This is a genomic window from Bacteroides sp. An269, from assembly GCF_002159755.1.
Classification (GTDB): domain Bacteria; phylum Bacteroidota; class Bacteroidia; order Bacteroidales; family Bacteroidaceae; genus Phocaeicola; species Phocaeicola intestinalis.
In genome coordinates this window covers 1-18,011 of sequence record NZ_NFJG01000020.1, presented here as the reverse complement: position 1 = coordinate 18,011, position 18,011 = coordinate 1, and the positions used below count along the sequence as shown (strand labels likewise).

9 protein-coding genes are annotated in these 18,011 nt (G+C 44.6%); 2 read left to right on the top strand and 7 right to left on the bottom strand.

All coding sequences use genetic code 11. From position 1 onward, the window contains the following. Window positions 1–129: 129 nt before the first annotated feature. On the top strand, window positions 130–1,413 hold the full coding sequence (gene murF, locus B5F71_RS06140; protein ID WP_022039106.1) for a UDP-N-acetylmuramoyl-tripeptide--D-alanyl-D-alanine ligase: 1,284 nt from the start codon (window positions 130–132) through the stop codon (window positions 1,411–1,413). A 126-nt stretch (window positions 1,414–1,539) separates the two neighbouring features. Here murF and B5F71_RS06135 read toward each other — a convergent pair whose 3' ends face one another. The 6 genes from B5F71_RS06135 to B5F71_RS06105 form a co-directional block, all read right to left on the bottom strand. Further along, window positions 1,540–5,568, bottom strand: coding sequence for a hybrid sensor histidine kinase/response regulator transcription factor (locus B5F71_RS06135; protein ID WP_087208517.1), 4,029 nt, complete (start codon window positions 5,566–5,568; stop codon window positions 1,540–1,542). Between the two features lie 184 nt (window positions 5,569–5,752). Continuing rightward, window positions 5,753–7,777, bottom strand: coding sequence for a RagB/SusD family nutrient uptake outer membrane protein (locus B5F71_RS06130; protein ID WP_087208515.1), 2,025 nt, complete (start codon window positions 7,775–7,777; stop codon window positions 5,753–5,755). 20 nt (window positions 7,778–7,797) lie between these two features. Continuing rightward, the gene (locus B5F71_RS06125; RefSeq protein ID WP_087208514.1) at window positions 7,798–11,094 is read right to left on the bottom strand and encodes a SusC/RagA family TonB-linked outer membrane protein; all 3,297 of its coding nucleotides are present in this window, start codon (window positions 11,092–11,094) and stop codon (window positions 7,798–7,800) included. An 876-nt stretch (window positions 11,095–11,970) separates the two neighbouring features. After that, entirely contained in the window at window positions 11,971–14,874 is a 2,904-nt protein-coding gene (locus B5F71_RS06115) for a hypothetical protein (RefSeq protein WP_087208510.1), read from the bottom strand. Window positions 14,875–14,929: 55 nt separating this feature from the next. After that, a complete protein-coding gene (locus tag B5F71_RS20160) occupies window positions 14,930–15,115 on the bottom strand; it encodes a hypothetical protein (RefSeq protein ID WP_087208508.1) in 186 nt (61 codons plus the stop codon). An 85-nt stretch (window positions 15,116–15,200) separates the two neighbouring features. Next, window positions 15,201–15,875, bottom strand: coding sequence for a DUF3405 domain-containing protein (locus B5F71_RS06105; RefSeq protein WP_087208506.1), 675 nt, complete (start codon window positions 15,873–15,875; stop codon window positions 15,201–15,203). 29 nt (window positions 15,876–15,904) lie between these two features. Here B5F71_RS06105 and B5F71_RS06100 point away from each other — a divergent pair, with 29 nt between their 5' ends. Next, window positions 15,905–16,783 (top strand): IS3 family transposase, encoded by an 879-nt coding sequence (locus B5F71_RS06100; RefSeq protein WP_087208504.1) that lies wholly within the window; start codon window positions 15,905–15,907, stop codon window positions 16,781–16,783. Between the two features lie 668 nt (window positions 16,784–17,451). On the opposite strand, the gene B5F71_RS06095 is transcribed toward B5F71_RS06100, so the two are convergent. Then, the coding region (locus B5F71_RS06095) for a PD-(D/E)XK nuclease domain-containing protein (RefSeq protein ID WP_206423825.1) at window positions 17,452–18,011 on the bottom strand (560 nt) is incomplete at its 5' end.

Below are 18,011 nucleotides of genomic sequence, written 5' to 3'. Positions count from 1 at the left end.
ATGTTCTTGCCTATTTCCCATTCATTATGTATATATTTGTGCCCACATTATCTAAATGAATATCCGCAATACGCTCCTACAGCAAATTGGACTAAATGCGGATATCAAATTATCTAATTACAAAGAAAAATGGAACTGGAAGAATTGTATAGCCTTTTTCTGACATGCAAAGGAATTACGACAGACAGCCGTCATTGCCCACAAGGAAGTATGTTCGTAGCCCTGAAAGGAGAAACATTCAACGGCAATGCCTTTGCAGCGCAGGCATTGGCACAAGGGTGCCGCTATGCCGTAGTAGACGAACCGGAATATGCAGGCGAACATTGTATCCTGGTAGACAATTGCCTGACAACCTTGCAACGCTTGGCTACCTACCACCGCCGTCAACTCAAAACGCCGATACTCGGTATCACCGGAACAAACGGAAAGACCACAACCAAGGAATTGGTATCTGCTGTACTGAGTTGCAAATACAACACCCTGTTCACTCAAGGAAACCTGAACAATCATATCGGAGTTCCGCTGACTTTATTGCGCCTTACTCCCCAACATGAAATGGCAGTAGTAGAGATGGGAGCCAATCATCCGGGAGAAATCAAGACCTTGGTACATATAGCCGAACCCGACTACGGACTGATTACCAATGTAGGCAAGGCACATTTATTGGGGTTTGGCTCATTCGAAGGGGTTATCCGTACAAAAGGAGAATTATACGATTATTTACGCGGGAAAAGCGGGTCGACCATCTTCATCCAAAACGAGAACCCTTATCTGAACAACATTGCCAGCCAACTGCATTGCATACGTTACGGACAGGCCCCAGGTCTGTTTGTAAGCGGAAAGACAACAGGGTGTTCTCCGTATCTTTCCTTCTGCTGGACATCGGAAGGTATTTCACACGAAGTACAAACCCATTTAATAGGTAGCTATAACCTGGACAATGCATTGGCAGCAGTAGCAATAGGACGTTATTTCGGAGTTCCCGATACAGATATTTGCAAGGCTATCGCCTCTTATCTTCCCCAAAACAACCGTTCAGAACTGAAAGAAACCGCTTCAAACCGCCTCATCATTGATGCCTATAATGCCAACCCTACCAGCATGCACGCTGCACTGGAAAATTTCCGGCAGATGCAGGTTCCCCACAGGATGGTTATTTTGGGCGATATGAAAGAGTTGGGCAAATCCAGTATTGAGGAACATCAAAAAGTAATAACCTATTTAAAGACATGTCCTTTCGAGCGAATCGTACTGGTGGGTCCTGAATTTGCGGCTATACCTTCCGGATACGAACATTATCAAGATGTATACCAACTTATCGAAACCTTGAAGCAGGAAAAGCCCGAAGGATACACCATTTTAATAAAAGGTTCCAACAGCATGAAATTGAGCCAGATTCCCGATTATTTATAATTGCTCAACCGCCATTAACCTGCAAAACCTGAATCATGTGAATCAGGAATTATAGGGAGTTAGAGCCAATATTTCTAACTCCCTTTTAACTCATTGATGGCTAAATGCCGGCTTTCTGAAACGGTTTTATCTCTTGTCCTGCTTTAAGTATTCGGTAGGAGTCACTCCATATTCGTCCTTGAAGCATTGACGGAAATAAGCCACACTACTAAATCCGGTCAAATCTGCTATTTCAGCGATGGAATATCCTCCATCACTGATAAGTTCCAGACTTTTCCGTATCTTGATTTTGCGGACAAATTCATTGGCAGACATTTCGGTCAGACCTTTGATTTTCCGATAAAGAGTAGAATGGCTCATACACATCTTATCCGCAATGAAAGCCAAATCCATTTTTTCCATATTCAAGTGTTCTTCCACGATAGCCGTAACTTTTTGCAGAAACTCTTTATCCAGATTACTCAGCTTTTGTTCTGATTCTCCAGCATTTTCCGGTTCATCTTCTGTTTTCAATCCAGCAATGATAACCTTTGCCAGTTTCTTACGGTTATCCAGGATATTGTCTATACGGCTGTTGAGCAAACGGGCGCTAAACGGTTTGGTGATAAATGAATCGGCACCGGCTGCATATCCTTCCTCTTTATCCTGAATCGTATCTTTTGCCGTCAGCAAAATAACCGGTATATGGCTGGTACGCATATCTTCTTTCACTGCCTTACAAAGCTCGATGCCATCCATCACCGGCATCATAATGTCAGACACAATGATATTGGGTATCCGGTTCGAAGCAATATCCCATCCCTCTTTTCCATCGTTAGCAACCAACACCTCATATTTCTCACCAAACGAACTGCGGATGTATTCACAGATATCCCGGTTGTCTTCTACCAGCAGAATAATGGGTTTTGTCTCACTTCGTGCATCCGCCAACTCTGTCTGTTCGTTTCTGTTTCGGGTCACGATACTTCGATGACTGGTATTAGGATACGTGTTTTCGGTCAACAGCCTGAGGGTAAACCGGCTTCCTTTATCCACTTCACTTTGTACATCGACAGTTGCCTGATGTAAATCAGCAAGCGACTTGACGAGCGAAAGCCCAATACCCGAGCCGGAAGCCTGGTATTTTCCCTCTCCTTGGTAATAACGTTCGAATATATGATTCAGTGATTCCTTCGAAATGCCATGCCCGGTATCAGCCACCGTAATCTCCGTATAGCGCACACCGTTTTCCTCGCTTGCATCGAGTGACAAAGTAATTTCTCCTTTAGGAGTATATTTCAAAGCGTTCGACATCAAGTTATCTATAATAATTGTGATAATTTCACTATCATAATAAATCACTGTATTGTCAGCCGTAATCCGGATATTGATGCCGACATTCGGATTACGATTCAATTCTTTATACTTGATGCCTATTTCCTGGACCAGTTTGCCCAAATCATCCTGTGCCACTTTCAACTTCCGGTTCTCTGTTTCCGTTTTCCGGAATTCCAGAATCTGATTGATAAGATTCAAAAGACGGTTGGCATTATCGTGAATAATACTGATTTTATTGACAACTCCAGCCGGAAGCGTCTTGTCGGCAAGCAAGTCTTCCAGCGGCCCGAGAATCAGTGTAAGTGGTGTACGCAGCTCATGGGTTATGTTGGTATAAAACCGCAATCGTTCGTTATTCAGCTTCTTGTCATTTTCATGCTGATGATGCTCCAGGCTGAGCCTGCTCTCAAGAGTAAGTTTCCGCTTGTATGAACGCATCAGCCAATAACAGAAACACCCCACAAGAACAACATATAATAACTTGGCATACCAGGTCAGCCAGAACGGAGGAGTTACCACAATCTTCACCGCAGCAAAATCATCTCCAAAAGGTTGATTGGGAAGACGCGCCTTAACTTTAAACACATATTCACCAGGCAAGAGGCTATGGAATGTAATGCTGTTCTGGCTATGTGTCTCAAACCATGTTTTGTTAAGCCCTTCCATCAGGTAAGCATATTCCACCTGCTGGCTTTGGGTAAAGTCCATCACATTAAACGACAGAGTGAGGGTATTGCTGTTATAAGGAATTCTCACTTCATTGTCTTCAATGGGTTCAAAAGTAGCGTTTTGTTCGTTTTGGGCATTGTCGCCATAGCTTCGTACGCCCGTTATCTTGATAGAAGCGATTTGTTCATTGTCTTCAATCAAGGACGGATGGAAATAGCAAATGCCGTTCTGTGAACCGAAATAAAGATTTCCATCCTTATCTTTGCCCACAGCACCATCCATAAAATCACCCTGGGGCACCCCTTGCGTGTAAGTATAGTTACAGAATTGCCCCCTGTCGTTTTTCCACACCGAGATTCCCTTATTCGTACTTAACCAGATTTGTCCTGCATCATCTTCTATGATGCTTCTTACATTGTTGTCCGGCAATCCCTGGGAGGTACCGAATACTTGAAAGCTGTAAGTCTTTGTATCGGTAATATGTACCAATCCGCCACGCGTAGCAGCCCATATATCCCCCTCAGAAGCCTGATAAAGATAATTTACGGCATTAGAAGTCAGTCCGCCGGAGGTATCTATCCGCTTTACCAGTTTATTTTCAGCATTAAATATGAAAAAGCCCTTTCCGAAAGTACCTACCCAAAGTTTTCCTTGCCGGTCTCTTAAAATGCCATGCACCATAGGGTCAACAAGCTGCCCGTTGATACGGTCCTCCCGCCGGATTTTATCATTCTGGCACGAGAACAATCCGTTTTGAGTGCCTATCCAAAGCTTGTCAGCATCTTCGTAAAAAGTACATATCTCGGCATAAGGCTCATTTATCGGTATACGCGTAACCATACCTGTATTCGGGTCACACCTCAACACTCCGTCACGGTACATGCCGAACCACAGCATTCCGCTCCTGTCTTTATAAATAACAGATACATGCGTATAAGGCATGATTCCTTTTTCCAGCGGGATTACCTTCCAAAGGCTGCGATTCTGAAATATAGCCACTTCGTTTTCGCCTCCAACCCAAAGCCTGCCACGATTATCAAAGGCAATTCCCCAGACCTGTTTGCCAACCGCCTTTCCGTCGCGGGAAGTATCAAACGCCAGCATCTGGAAATCGGGACGCTTATAACTCAGGAAATCCAGCCCTCCCCGATAATTTCCAATCCAGATATTCCCGAAGCAGTCTTGCAGGAAACAACTGGCATTGGGTGAAGAAAGTCCATGCAAGTCACCGGTCACACCAATGTTGCAAAATGTCATATTCTCGGGCGAAGTAAAGGTGTTGGCATGCATATTCAGCATGCTGACACCCCCCATATGAGTACAAATCCAGATATTCCCGTCCAAGTCTTCCCCTATGCTATTGATTTGGTTGGAGATAAGCGAATGCGGGTTATTCTCATCGTGACGGAACGAAATGAAACGTTCCTGTTCCATGTTAAACAAGGCAAGCCCTTGCGTGGTGCCTACCCAAATGTTTTTCCCCTTATCAATATAGATACATTTCACCGTATTGCCCGGCAGGCTGTTCGGGTCATCCGGATTGTGACGGTAGTTTTTACAAGTACGTGTTTTCAGGTCAATCACACTCAACCCATCTGCATGTTGTCCTACCAGCAACTGACCTTTCCCATTATCGGCTGCGCACCAGAAATTGCCTTCCAATCCCTTTACATCTTTGGTGCGAAAAGATGTAAAAGACTGTTTCCGATTATCATAATAATCTACTCCCAAATGATAGTGTACAATCCATAATCCTCCATCGGTAGCAGGAACGATATTGGTCACGTCATTGGTTATCATGTTATTGGCATCATAGAAATGCGTAAACCGTTGCTGCAGGCAGTCAAATACACACAATCCGTCGCGTTGGGTCCCTACCCAAAGCGTATTATCGTATGCATTGTAGTAAATGGCATTCAGTTCATTGCTGGTTATGTCCGAATTGGAAGTATTATATTGTGTAAACTGGCTTCCATCGAACCGGCTTAGTCCCGATTCGGAAGCAATCCAGATATTACCTGCTTTGTCTTGCGCCAGATCGACCACGTAATTGCTCGATATGCCATTGGCAGCATTCAAGCGTTTGAATGTAAATTCACGCTGAGCCGAAACTGACAACGAACCTATTAGCCCAGACAGTAATATAAGTGCAACGATACGTCTTATCATAATAAACCGATTTCTGTACAAAATGTGTATTATCCAAGTTTGCGGAGTATCCATAAAAAAGCACACCTGAATCGCATGATTATCACAAAGATGCGGGACAACCAACCGATTGAAAAAGACCAGTGATTGCCCCACATTTTACCTACTGAAAACTCGTTGTGATATTGATATTTTGAGAAACTGTTTAATTTGTCGTTTCTTCATCGGCAACCGCCTCTTCCCAGTTGGTAAACATCGGAACCGAATCGTCATAACCGTCATAACCGTAGTTTTGACGCAACGGAGCACCAATGTTGGCAGTAATAGCCGAGTTCGGGACAGGCCAGAACAAGTTACGTTTGTCTACCCGGTAATTCAATTCCCTACCTGAAACAATCGTACCGTGATTAAAGATGTTGTAGCGTGTACAACGTTTGTACCAGTAACTTCCACCGTTCAGGTCAGTTCCGCTCTGTTTGTCCCAAGTGTTGAGGTCGTAAGTCTCACCCCATTCATCCGGTTGTCCGCTGCGGGCAAGGCACCACGAGATACGGGTCAGCTCTGGCTGACGCCATTCTTCCAGATAAAGTTCACGGGCACGTTCATCGGCAATGTCACCAATGGTAACGGTAGTGAACATCTTCTGTGCATGGGCACGCTGACGGATGATATTTACATCTTCAGCCGCTTCAGCTGCACGTCCCTGATAAAACTTAGCTTCTGCACGGAGCAGGTAAGTTTCTGCCAGACGGAACAAATATAAATTGCCATTCGAAGTGGTATTACCATTTGTCGCACCGTTAAACTGGTTGGCACCCATATTCTCTTCTGCGCTTTGGTCGAGTATATAGACTTTATACAAAGGAGTAGGGAACCAACTGCGGATGGTATCTGAACAAAGCAAGTCACCTTTTCTTACGATTACTTCACCACTTATCGAGTCAATATAATCTTCAGGCGCATAAAGCATCATGTTTTGACCATAGAAGTCCGATTCGGGATTATTGTATTTCAGGTCGGTCATTTCAATCCAGTTACCTACCTGACGGTTATGGCGCAAATCCTGCCAGTCCGTTTCGCCATCATAGTTCCAAATGGTCTGGTTATAATGGTAAGAAGTACGGAAACATCCGATGCCACGTCCCATAGCACGTACCCAATCCAACTGTGAATCATATTCACCTGCATTACGTGCATAATTGTAAGTTGGCGAGCCAAGGTTATGCGGGTCTCTGATGATACCATTACTCCAATGTACACACATGGCACGCATAAGCGGATAAGAGATAAAACCTTCTGCATAATAATTCAGGATAGGCATAATCAGTTCTTTGTTGGAAGCATCTGTAATGTTCACGCCACGATGCAAATCCCACATCACATTCCGTTCTACCGGCCAAGTATCCGGATTGCCCGAAGGTACATTGGTGCCAAAAGATTCGGTCATCAGTTGCAGACCATGATTGTCAATCAGGTCCGTAGCCATCTGTTCTGCCTTCTGGTATTCACCTACCACCAAGTAGCACTTGATAAGCAATTGCATGCAGGCTTCCTGGTTGACGGTACCAATATAACCGATTTCGCTCTGTGGCGGCACGTGCTCTACGGCAAATTCCAGGTCGTGTACCAACATCTGGAAGATGGCTTCCTTGCTGGTCGACTTATAGTTTTGTTTAGGCACCTCAATCAATTTGGTAATCAAAGGTATATCGCCAAACAACAATACACCGTGATAGTAAGCATACGCACGATGGAAATAGGCGCGCCCTAAATATTCGTCACGCAGGGTCGGATCCAATCCTTCCACATTATCTACATTTGAAATGATGGTATTGGCAAAAGTCACACTGTTCCACGTACGGTCCCAAAAACGTTGCATGGCGTTTTCGTCCCCACCGCCTTTCATACCCGATGTCGGGGTGATTTTATTGGCAAAATCATCCTGCATATCACCTGCATCAGTCTTTGCATACAGACCAATATCAGTCATAAAATAAAGCGAGGCCATCGGCAAAACATTACCATTCCCGTCCATCAGCATTTCTTTCAGCCCATAGTCACACATCGCCATAGCGGCTTGCAGACCGGATTCCGTCGTATAAGTATTTTCCGGATTGTAGAACGACAACGGGTCTTGTGCCAAAAAGTCGTCAGAGCATCCGGTGTTCAGCAGGGCGGCAGATGCCAGCACCATACATCCCTTTGCAAATATCGAATTTCTTTTTTTCATAACTGTTTTCCATTTAAAGATTAAAGTGTTACATTGATACCAAAGTTAAAGGTACGTGTAGCCAGACCACCTGTTTCCGGATCACCATATTCCCATCCGCTGATAGTGCAGACGTTCTTGCAGCTTGCCGTTACACGGATACGGTCTACCATGAACTTGCGGGTCCATTTCTTCGGAATGGTATAACCGATGGTGATGTCATCCAAACGTACAAAACTACGGTTATAAAGTTTATCGACACCACTTGCCAGACCCGTATTCGGACCTGCTGCATTCAGGCGGCAATAGTCATTGGTCGGGTTTTCCGGAGTCCAATATTCCTTTTCCGGCATATTGAAGCCATTGGTTACCTGCGAACCGCCGTTATCGATATTCAGCCAATTGCCGCTCGTACTCTTATGACCCATGTACGAATAAAATGAGATAGAGAGAGTCAGGTCTTTCCACAGGGTAAAGTCGTTGCGGAAATTCCAGTAAATAGGAGGAGCGGTAGTGCCCAAATATACCTTATCGTTATCGTTGTACACCGGGATACGGGTACCGTCTTCCGCTATCTGGTCGTCTTCCGTATAGTGGTTGATTACTTTCGGGTCACCAGGTTTCTGACCCACCAAAGCCGCGGCGGCAATGTCTTCGGGCGTATTCTGCCATACACCGTCGGTTTCATAATACCAGATGGTACCGATAGGCTGTCCGATATACCAGCCATTGGATGTATCGCTAAGTTCGTTGCCATTCTCGTCATAGTCATAATACAAGTGGTTAATCTTATTCTTGTTGATGGAGAAACCTACCGAAGTGTTCCAAACGAACTTGTCGTTTTCGATGTTTGTAGAATTGACGGCGATTTCGAAACCTTGGTTCTGCACTTCACCCAAGTTTGCCATAATGCTGCCGAACCCGGAGAAACTTGGCAGGCGTTGGCTCATAATCATATCCGTAGTTTTCTTAAAATAGTAATCCATGTTGGCAGTCAGCCGGCCTCCAAAGAACGAAAGGTCAAGTCCGACGTTCCATGCCTTTGTTTTCTCCCATTCCAGATTGGGCGCAGCCAGACGGCTCATATAAAGCGGATTTACAACATTCGAATTACCGTTTTGGTAATACACCATTTCACCGCCAGCCAGGGCAAGGTTTGCCAATGTAGAATATACATCTCCAAATTCACGGTTACCGTTGGTACCCCAGGAAAGACGGAGCTTACCCATGTCCCACCATTCTTTCGTATCTTCCATGAATTTTTCTTCCGTAAAAATCCAGCTGGCACCTACCGAACCGAAGTTACCCCAAGGATTGTTGGCACCGAAACCTGCATATCCATCCCGGCGGAACGAACCGGTAATCATGTAACGGTCTTTGTAGCTATAGAACAGACGTCCCAGATAAGAAGCTGCTGTGTAATGCGTATCGTTGGTACTGAAGTTACTCTGTGTCTTGTTGGCACCAGAAGTATAATGGAAACCAAGTGCATCACTCGGTGTGATATTGCGTGCTTCGATACGGTCTTGCCAGTAGCGGTGCTCTTCGGCTTCCTGTACCAAGGTCAACGTCACATGATGGTCACCGAATGTCTTATCCCATGTCAGGGTGTTGTTCAGGTTCCAGTCGAAGTTCTTGCTCCATTCTCGGTCAACACCCCGACTGGGAGCTGATGCGTTTGGTAAGTCTGCCGACATCCAGTAGCGGTTATAGAACCACTGGTAACGGGGCGCAATATTGAATTGGTAAGTAATGCCGAACGGAAGAGTCACTTTGGCATTGAAGATGGTATTCAATACGGTATACCCTTTTTCCAAATCATAGTACTGGCGGTCGAAATAATAGTTATATCCGCCATTGGTAGGCAACCCAGACATCGGATATTGCTCGTATCCACCAGTTTCTTCATCATACATCGAAGCGTATGGAGAGTTGCGAAGCATGTTGTTGTCCCAATAATTGCTTCCTAAAGAGACCTGCATATCACCGTCCGAACGGTCCTGGAAGTTGACGTTGGCACCGATTTCCAGCCAGTCGGTAATCTTGGCGTTTACTTTCATGTTGGCACGGTAAGCATCATAGTCATTACCTCTTACGGCACCTTCATTTTTCATATAACCAAGCGACATATAATAATTTACTCTTTCGGTAGCCCCCGAAATGCTGGCATTATAATCCTGATTCAAACCGGTGCGGAACGTAGCGTCATTCCAGTCTGTAACCTGTCCGTTCAAGAAATTCTGCAATACCAACGGAGAATTATTGAATTCCAAACGGCGGGCAAAAAGACTCAGTGCCGACTCTCCCGTAGTCGGACCGATACCACTCACACCCGTATTCATCATCCAAGCCTGTTGGTCTGCATCACTCATCAGGCGAGGGTCATCATAATATCCTTGTGGATAAAGCAGGTTGTCGTTTTCGTCTTTTGCTTGGTAATACCCATAAAGTCCGTCCTCTCCCTGACCATACGTATTGACCATCTTACGATAATCCTGATGGTATTTCAAGTAACCGGCCGCATCAAAATAGTCACGGTAAGCCGACTTTTTATTAACGGCAAGGTTGGCACTGACATTGATAACCGGTTTGCCTATTTTACCTTTCTTGGTAGTGATAATGATGACACCTGCCGCTGCCTGTGCACCGTAGATAGCAGCCGAAGAAGCATCCTTCAACACATCGATCTGACCGATATCATCCGGATTGATTTCCGAAAGTTCGCCATAAAACGGCATACCGTCCAATACAATCATCGGGCTGGCATTGGTACCCAATGAGTTCTGTCCACGCAACTGGATACTTGGGCTACTCTTTGCCGAAGCATCATAGCCGATTTGCAGACCCGGTGTGCCGCGCAATACATCCTGCACGGTATTCGGGTTCTGGTCGGCAAGCTTGGTCGGATTAATTTGCACCACCGAACCGGTCAAGTCTTTCTTGCGCATCGAACCGTAACCTACTACCACCACTTCTTCCAATGTTTCAGAATCTTCCTGCAACGTGATTTGAAGTGTTTTGCCCGGAACAGCCTCTACGGTCTGTGTCTTATATCCTATAAAAGATATTTCCAATACAGCGCCGCTTTTTACTTTCAAAGTAAACTTTCCGTCCAAATCGGTAATGATACCATTATTTGTACCTTTTTCTACTACACTTGCACCGATGACAGCTTCTCCTGTTGCGTCCCGAACGATACCGCTCACTTCGTTCGTTTGCTGTTGGCTTACGGCAGCAGCCGGTTCAGCCATTGCCGTCAAAGGATGACCAGCAATAAAACCTGCACACACCAGTAAAGCAAACAAGGCTTTTCGATTGTTGATAAACGAATCTCTCATTTGTTTTTCAGATTTAAGTTAAACATATTTATTATATAAATACTTATTTATCCCATTAAGTGTTTTTTACTTAATCGAATGGCGCAAATATAATAGTTTAATTTAAAAAATAAAATAGAAAAATTAGTCAAAAAAGAAAGAAATTCATCAATATCGCTTTCTAGAAGCTCACCTGAAAAAACTGCATACAAGTCTTACAAGCAATAGTAAGCATAAAAACTAAGCATAAATAGTAAAGAACTAAGCATTTTTGATGAAAGAATATTATAATGTGTGCAGCATGAATTTGTGCATTCTATTGATACCACAGTTCCAACATGTTGTCTCCGTCCCGTTCGGTACGCATTACAAAACTGTATTTTATCATACTCAGATGATTTAAAAACTGGTTGTTATAGTCAATCAGAAATAAAATGCGAAAAATCATTTGTCATGCTGAGTGCCTATTTCCTGCGGAAAATCCATTCGATTATGACAAATTGTAAATTCGTCATTGGTAACGAAGTGAAGCATCTCGGATGCGCCCACGTGGATGTCTACGAGATCCTTCACGTTCGTTCAGGATGACAATACATCAAGAATTTTTTCGCAAATCAATTTTGTTCTACTATAAAATACAAGGAGCTCCTATCTCACAAATCTGTTTAACTGTAAACCGTGCCGCACGAGTATGGAAACCTAAATCTTGTCCTCCCTCGGAAATGCCTAATAAAGAAACGCCACGTTTACTTATTGGACAAAATGCTTCTGTTTCTTCCAACGACAACACTTTTCCATAATAACAACAAATCATGGCAAGACATGCAGCACCGCATTGCATAGAATCGTGTTGTCGTATAAGACGAAATTTTCGAAACATCTTAATTATTCTCCTCTTTATTTCTTCCCTTTCGGCTGGCTATTGAACTGCCATTGCACATGGAACATCACGTAACGGGGCAATACCGTACGGTAGGTTTCTGTCCTTGCCTGTGCATTGATGGTATAGGATACGTTGCTTAAATCATGCAGGATGTCATAACCGTCTAACATCAGCAACAGCTTGCCTTTCAAGACACGGTAAGTCAGGCGGGCGTTCCATACGAAGTTGTCGGTATTGAGCCGTGCGTCAGTATATCCTCTCCGGTTGTAAACCGTGAAATCCGTAGCCAGTTGGAAGTTGGCTGGAAGCTCGAACACGGCATTCAGTCCAGATTGTACCGTCCACGTGTTCTGTTGAGAAAAGTCTGTCCGGTTAGAGGTGAAACGGTCGTGTTGGGCAGTTACGTTCAATCCCATTTGATGTTTGCCGAAACGGTATTCCGCCATAAACTCATCGGAAAAGTTCCAATTGTAGACCTTGCTTCGGGTAAGCCGTGGAGAGTCTTGCCCTACCAAGTCAACGTTCGTGGCATGTCGAGCGGCAAATTGGTTACCTATAAGCAGGCTTTTGCCTATGGGTCGTGCATAGCTGATGCTTCCTCCCGCATTCCAGTTTCCGTTCACATTGTAATAGCTTGCTTCGCGGATACCCGTTCGGGTGTCGTAAGTATAGCCTTGCGACAGGGCATTGGACAATACCGAGTAGCGTCCTTCTATCCGCATACGGCTTCGTGTTTCCCTGTTTGCCAACTGGTATTGGAGACGGGTGTTGAACTGCAGTGCGTTTTTCAAGTCCGGATTTCCTCTTGTGATATAGAGTGGGTCTGTATCATCCGTAAAGCTGACCATCGTCACCAAGTCCGGAGTCTGGCTTTTCAGTCCCCATGCCCAACGGAGGCTATGGCTACCCTTACGCCACTCCAATAATGTTTCTCCTATATCGAACACCACCGATTTGCGGGTAAAAGCCGTATCCGTCTTTCCTCGTTCGTAATCCAATTGCTGGTTCGTAAACGTGACAGGCAAGTTATATTGAATATGGAGATTTTGCGTAGAATAACTGTATCCTACGGTTATCCGATGGTTATTGTCCGTTTCCCGACGCAAGTAACTATTATTCCGGTCCAACAAAGCCTCATAATCGAAGACAGAAGGCATCTTCCCAAACAGGAAATCGTCTGCCGATTCAAGTGATTCCAATAAGAAGAGATCGGAAGCCGCTTTTTGATAGAGCCGGTCATAGCGGTAAGAAAGGGTCAACGCCATGCCCCTTGCCAATGTCCGCGAATAGCTGACTTCCGCAGCTAAGTTGGAATTGAAATCGGGATAGTTCTTGAAGTACCTGTTGACAGTTTGCGCGGGAACGACATCTTGCCCGTAATTGATTTCATACCGGTTGAAACGCTCGTCATGACGGTTATTGTATTTCCCTATCAGATTTACCACCAACAGGTCATTGGTTCCAGGCATCCGGATACCTTGCCAAAGATTCGTTCCTGCGGATAAAGCATGCCCGTCCTGCCTGTTCAACGTCAGGTTACGGTTTATCAGACTTTTTAATGCACCGTTGCTGTTTCCATCGTAGATATGCCGGATGAAATCGGTCGTTACGTTGTTAAACGATTCATTGAAAGTGGCATTGATATCTTCGCTGTAATTGTCCCAATTCCGGTAGTTGAAGAACGGTTCGGCGGCAATGCCGTATCCTTTGGGTGTTTTATAATAGATTTTGTGCTTGGTGTCCAGTGACCACGACTTGTTCCGCGAGCGGTTGAACTGGTAATCATACGTAGAGCCTGTGACCAGGTAGTTGTTACGTACCACATCCGTACCGTCTGCCTCACGGGAGGTTTCGCCGTTGATACTTCCGTTCACTTCCCAACGGTTATCTAACGTCTTGACATTGTAATCGAAGCCTCCCGAAATGGTCTTTCTTACTCCGGTGGGCATTTTCTCTGGAGTCCAGCTTGTCTGCTGTCCGGGTTTGCGGCTGTCGTTCAGGTTATTGATATTGAAATAGGCTGCATACTGCCCCTTAGGTGTGAACATCATGGCAAAAAGCCTGCCTAAATAGCGGTCTTCGCTTCCATATCCTCCTTCCACATTCAGGCTGGTTCCGGCCATGAATTCTTTTTTCAGCTTCACGTCCATCACGTATTGGCTGTCTCCTAAATCCGTTCCCGCCAATTCGCTTGCCATACCCCGTTTGTTATACACTTCGATGTTCTTTACGGTATAAGCGGCCAAGTTCTGGAGCATCAGTTGCTTGTTGTTATCAAAGAAGCGTCTGCCGTTCAGCAGCAGTTCGTCTACATATTTGCCGTCCACGTAGATACCTCCGTCATCTTTCAGTTCCACGCCGGGCATTTGTTGAATCAACGCATCGAGCATGCTGCCTTCCGTCAGCTTGAAGGCATCGGCATTATATACCAAGGTATCTCCTTTGTTATAGAATTTCACTTTCGAGGCTTTTACCGTCACTTCACCCAACTGCTGGGAAGCCATAGCCAAGTAAATGCTCCCCAATTGGAACAGGTATTCACGCTTGCCGAGTTGGGTCAGGTCTACATTCATAAAGGCAGGCTGGTAGCCGATAGAACTAATGGAAAAAATGTATTTTCCTTCTTCTTTTGGCAATTCGATGCTGAACTCTCCCGTATATCTTTTCTGATTATTTGCTCCTTCTACGTATTGGTCGTATACGTACATGTCGGCACTTACTATGGCGACAACGGTACTATCGGCCGCTTTTAAAACCCTGATTGTAGCAAAAGGAACAGGATTATGAAAACCTTGGCTTTCCAATACTTTCCCTGTAACCGTTACATTGTCCTTAGCAAAGGCCAATGAAGGAAGGAGAAAAAACAAAATGCATAGTTTCCACTTTATGAGAAAAGAATATTCGATAACCTGCTTCATGGCAATAAATGTTTAAAAAGTTTCTACTGTTGCGCTTTTATTATATAGTGCATCATTAAAAAAGCCATCCATCGTTATAAGTTCCACAATTCCATCCCCCTAATGCTTCTTCAAGTTCCGCACGTAAAAGTTCCTCACTCTTAGGTTCTTCAATCAGTTGAATTTTCTTTAATTTTTTCTTTTCCATGACCATAATAGTTAAAATTGTATTGCGAATATAGTTTTTTTTTGTAATTGTCATTGCAACCGTATGCTTTTAGCAATCATTAACAACCTGAATTTGTGAGTTGGTAGCTAAATATAGAAAGAAGAATCTAAAGTAAGCGTTACAAAATATCATAATATTTGTCTGACCCACGTTTGACTGGATGAAATAATTTATTCTGAATATTTAATAACGCATCATATTTAAAGTTCGGTTTATGACGCATTGTCCCTAAATGAAATGGTGCTTCAGGACAAGCGTCAACGTAATAGAACCGTTCTTCGTATCCTCTTAATGTAAATTGACCTTTTCCTCCAAAATCCAAGAGAGAAAAGCCTGAATAATGTAATGCGGTAGGAAGCAAAAGCTCATAGTGTCCGCAATTGCCGGCTTTTTGAAAAGAATGCATAAAGCTCAGGGCTTGTCTTGATATGCGGTAGATAGGATTGAAAGAGCGGATTCGTTTTTGCAAAGGGACATGCAGGGTTGTTCCTTGATAACTATTCCACCAATACCAATGGAGATTTTCGTTGAAATATTCAATGTGACTGGCAATGAAATCAGCTTTCTTATCATAAAATGCGTCAAATAGCAATCGCCAGTTTCCCGTAAATTCCACATCATATTCGATATTCCAATAATATTCATAATGAGGGTGAAAGCGGTAAAACCATAAAAGGGCGAAGTGGCTGCTTCCAGGAACAAGTGTTTCGCATAGTGGATTATATCCCAGTTCGTTGAGGTCTTCTACTGAAAATGACAAGTAAGCGATGTCTTTATTTTCAAAAAAAGGCATTTGTTCGTTTTCCCAATTTAGCAAAATAAATGTATCTCCATAATCAGCAAAAGACAAACGTGCGGGAAATCCGCGGGGAAGACCCCGGCATCGGCGGTTACAAGCTTTGGATCATGCTTTGTGCCCTGTTCGGTTCCGGTTTCATGCCCGGACGTGACAGTTTCTACGCGCTCTTGCGTCGTCATCATCTGATGCTTCCCCCTCGTAAAGTCCGCCATACGACAAACTCCAACCACCGCTACCACAAATGGAAGAATCTGGTGAAAGGGGTTGTCCCTACGGCAGCCAACCAAATATGGGTGGCTGACATTACATATATAGACCTCGCCAACGGGAACGTGTGCTACCTGCATCTGATAACCGATGCCTATTCGCGCAAGATAGTGGGCTGGGTGCTCGCCGACACGCTTCGTGCCGCCATCACCATGCAGGCTTTGAAACAGGCTATCAGCCAGGCGGTGGACATGAAGGGGGACGAAAACTTGGAAGGGCTGATCCACCACTCCGACCGTGGCGTGCAGTATTGTTGTGACGATTATGTGGCCATGCTGCAGGCCCATGGCATCGCCGTCAGCATGACTGAGGACTACAACCCTACGGACAACGCCATAGCCGAGCGTGCCAATGGGATTATAAAAGTGGAGCGTATCTACAACCAGCGGCATTTCAACGATATGGAACATGCCCGCAGCGTCATCGGCAGATATATCCATTTCTACAACTACCGCCGGCCGCACATGAGTGTCGGTTACAAAGTCCCGGCTCTTGTGCATTTGGAGCGGGGAGAACAAAAAAAGATGTGGAAGAAGAAAATATATGACCCAAAAGCGTCCAAAAATGAAAATAATGACGTATCATTGCAAAGCCAGACGACAGGGCAGGGCGAAAGCGTATGCCGGAGTACCTGACCAAAAATCGAATGCCCTATCGAAGGGCATCCGGTTTTGCCAAACAACAAGGCCGGGCTCTGCATGTCCGGGGTATCAGGCAACTAAAAAAGCACAGCTTTCAGGAGAGTGTCTACTTATACAGTACCACAAGTGAAGGAAGTGTCTACTGAATTAGTTTATCAAAAGAAAAAGTGTCTAGTAAAATCAGGAAAAGACACGCAGAAAACTTCGTCTGGTGTAAGATTAATAATCTTCCGCTTGTAAGATTAATAATCTTGCAGCCTGAAGATTAATAATCTTACAGCAGATGGACCTATATGTTTTTGCCGACCCACCTATATCCGCAGGCTTCCGCAACCGCCTGCGCCTTGCTATGATTCTACCCGGAAAGGCAGTAGTCGGTAAGTTATTGACTCGAATGCTTACGAAATTTAAAATGAATACCGCATTTTGCCTAATTGACTGTAGGGACATATCGCATACGCCCTAAAGACATCCGCGTGGATAAGTGAACGCATTCGGGCGTATGCGATACGCCCCTACATGGAATGTTTGTGGAATAAATTTAATCAGGAAATTAGTTTTGAATTTCTATAAAAAGTTTTTCTAGTCTTGATGTATCCGTTTTCGTGTATACTTTGGACGATAAATTCAAAACAGTTAATGGCAGCGTTCCGTCTGGAAGATTAGCCTTGAATCTTCCAGTCGTCAATGGTCCCGGTCTGCGAGGAGAAGCTTACACCTATTTTATATACAGGCCGCCTGTCGGAAGCGTAGGGGCGTGCGTAGCCTTTTTCCTCTATCTGCTTTAGGGCTTCATCTGCCGAACCGTCCAGTTTGAACTCGAAAATGTAGACGTAATCGGGTGTCTCTACGATGCAGTCCACCCGTCCTTCGCTCTGTTCCTTTTCGGTATAGACCGTGTAGACGCTGACCAGGCGGAATATCAGGTAGAACGTATAGTGGAAATAACGCTCCCTTTCCCTCTCGTCCTGCTTGCGACGCATGGTGTAGGGGATGTCGGCAAGGAAGGAGGTGAACAGCTTATGCAGCTTGTCTGTATCACCTTCCTCCAGCGCATCGATAAGGTCTTGTATCCAACTGTTTACATTTTCCCGTTGGGGCTTGAAATAGTCAGAAGCCACCAGAGATACAAATCCTTTCTTCACTTCATTGTTGGGGAAGTCGAGCAGGAATGTGCCTCGGCGTGGTTTATAGTCCTTAATGGTAAGGTATCCGCTCTGGT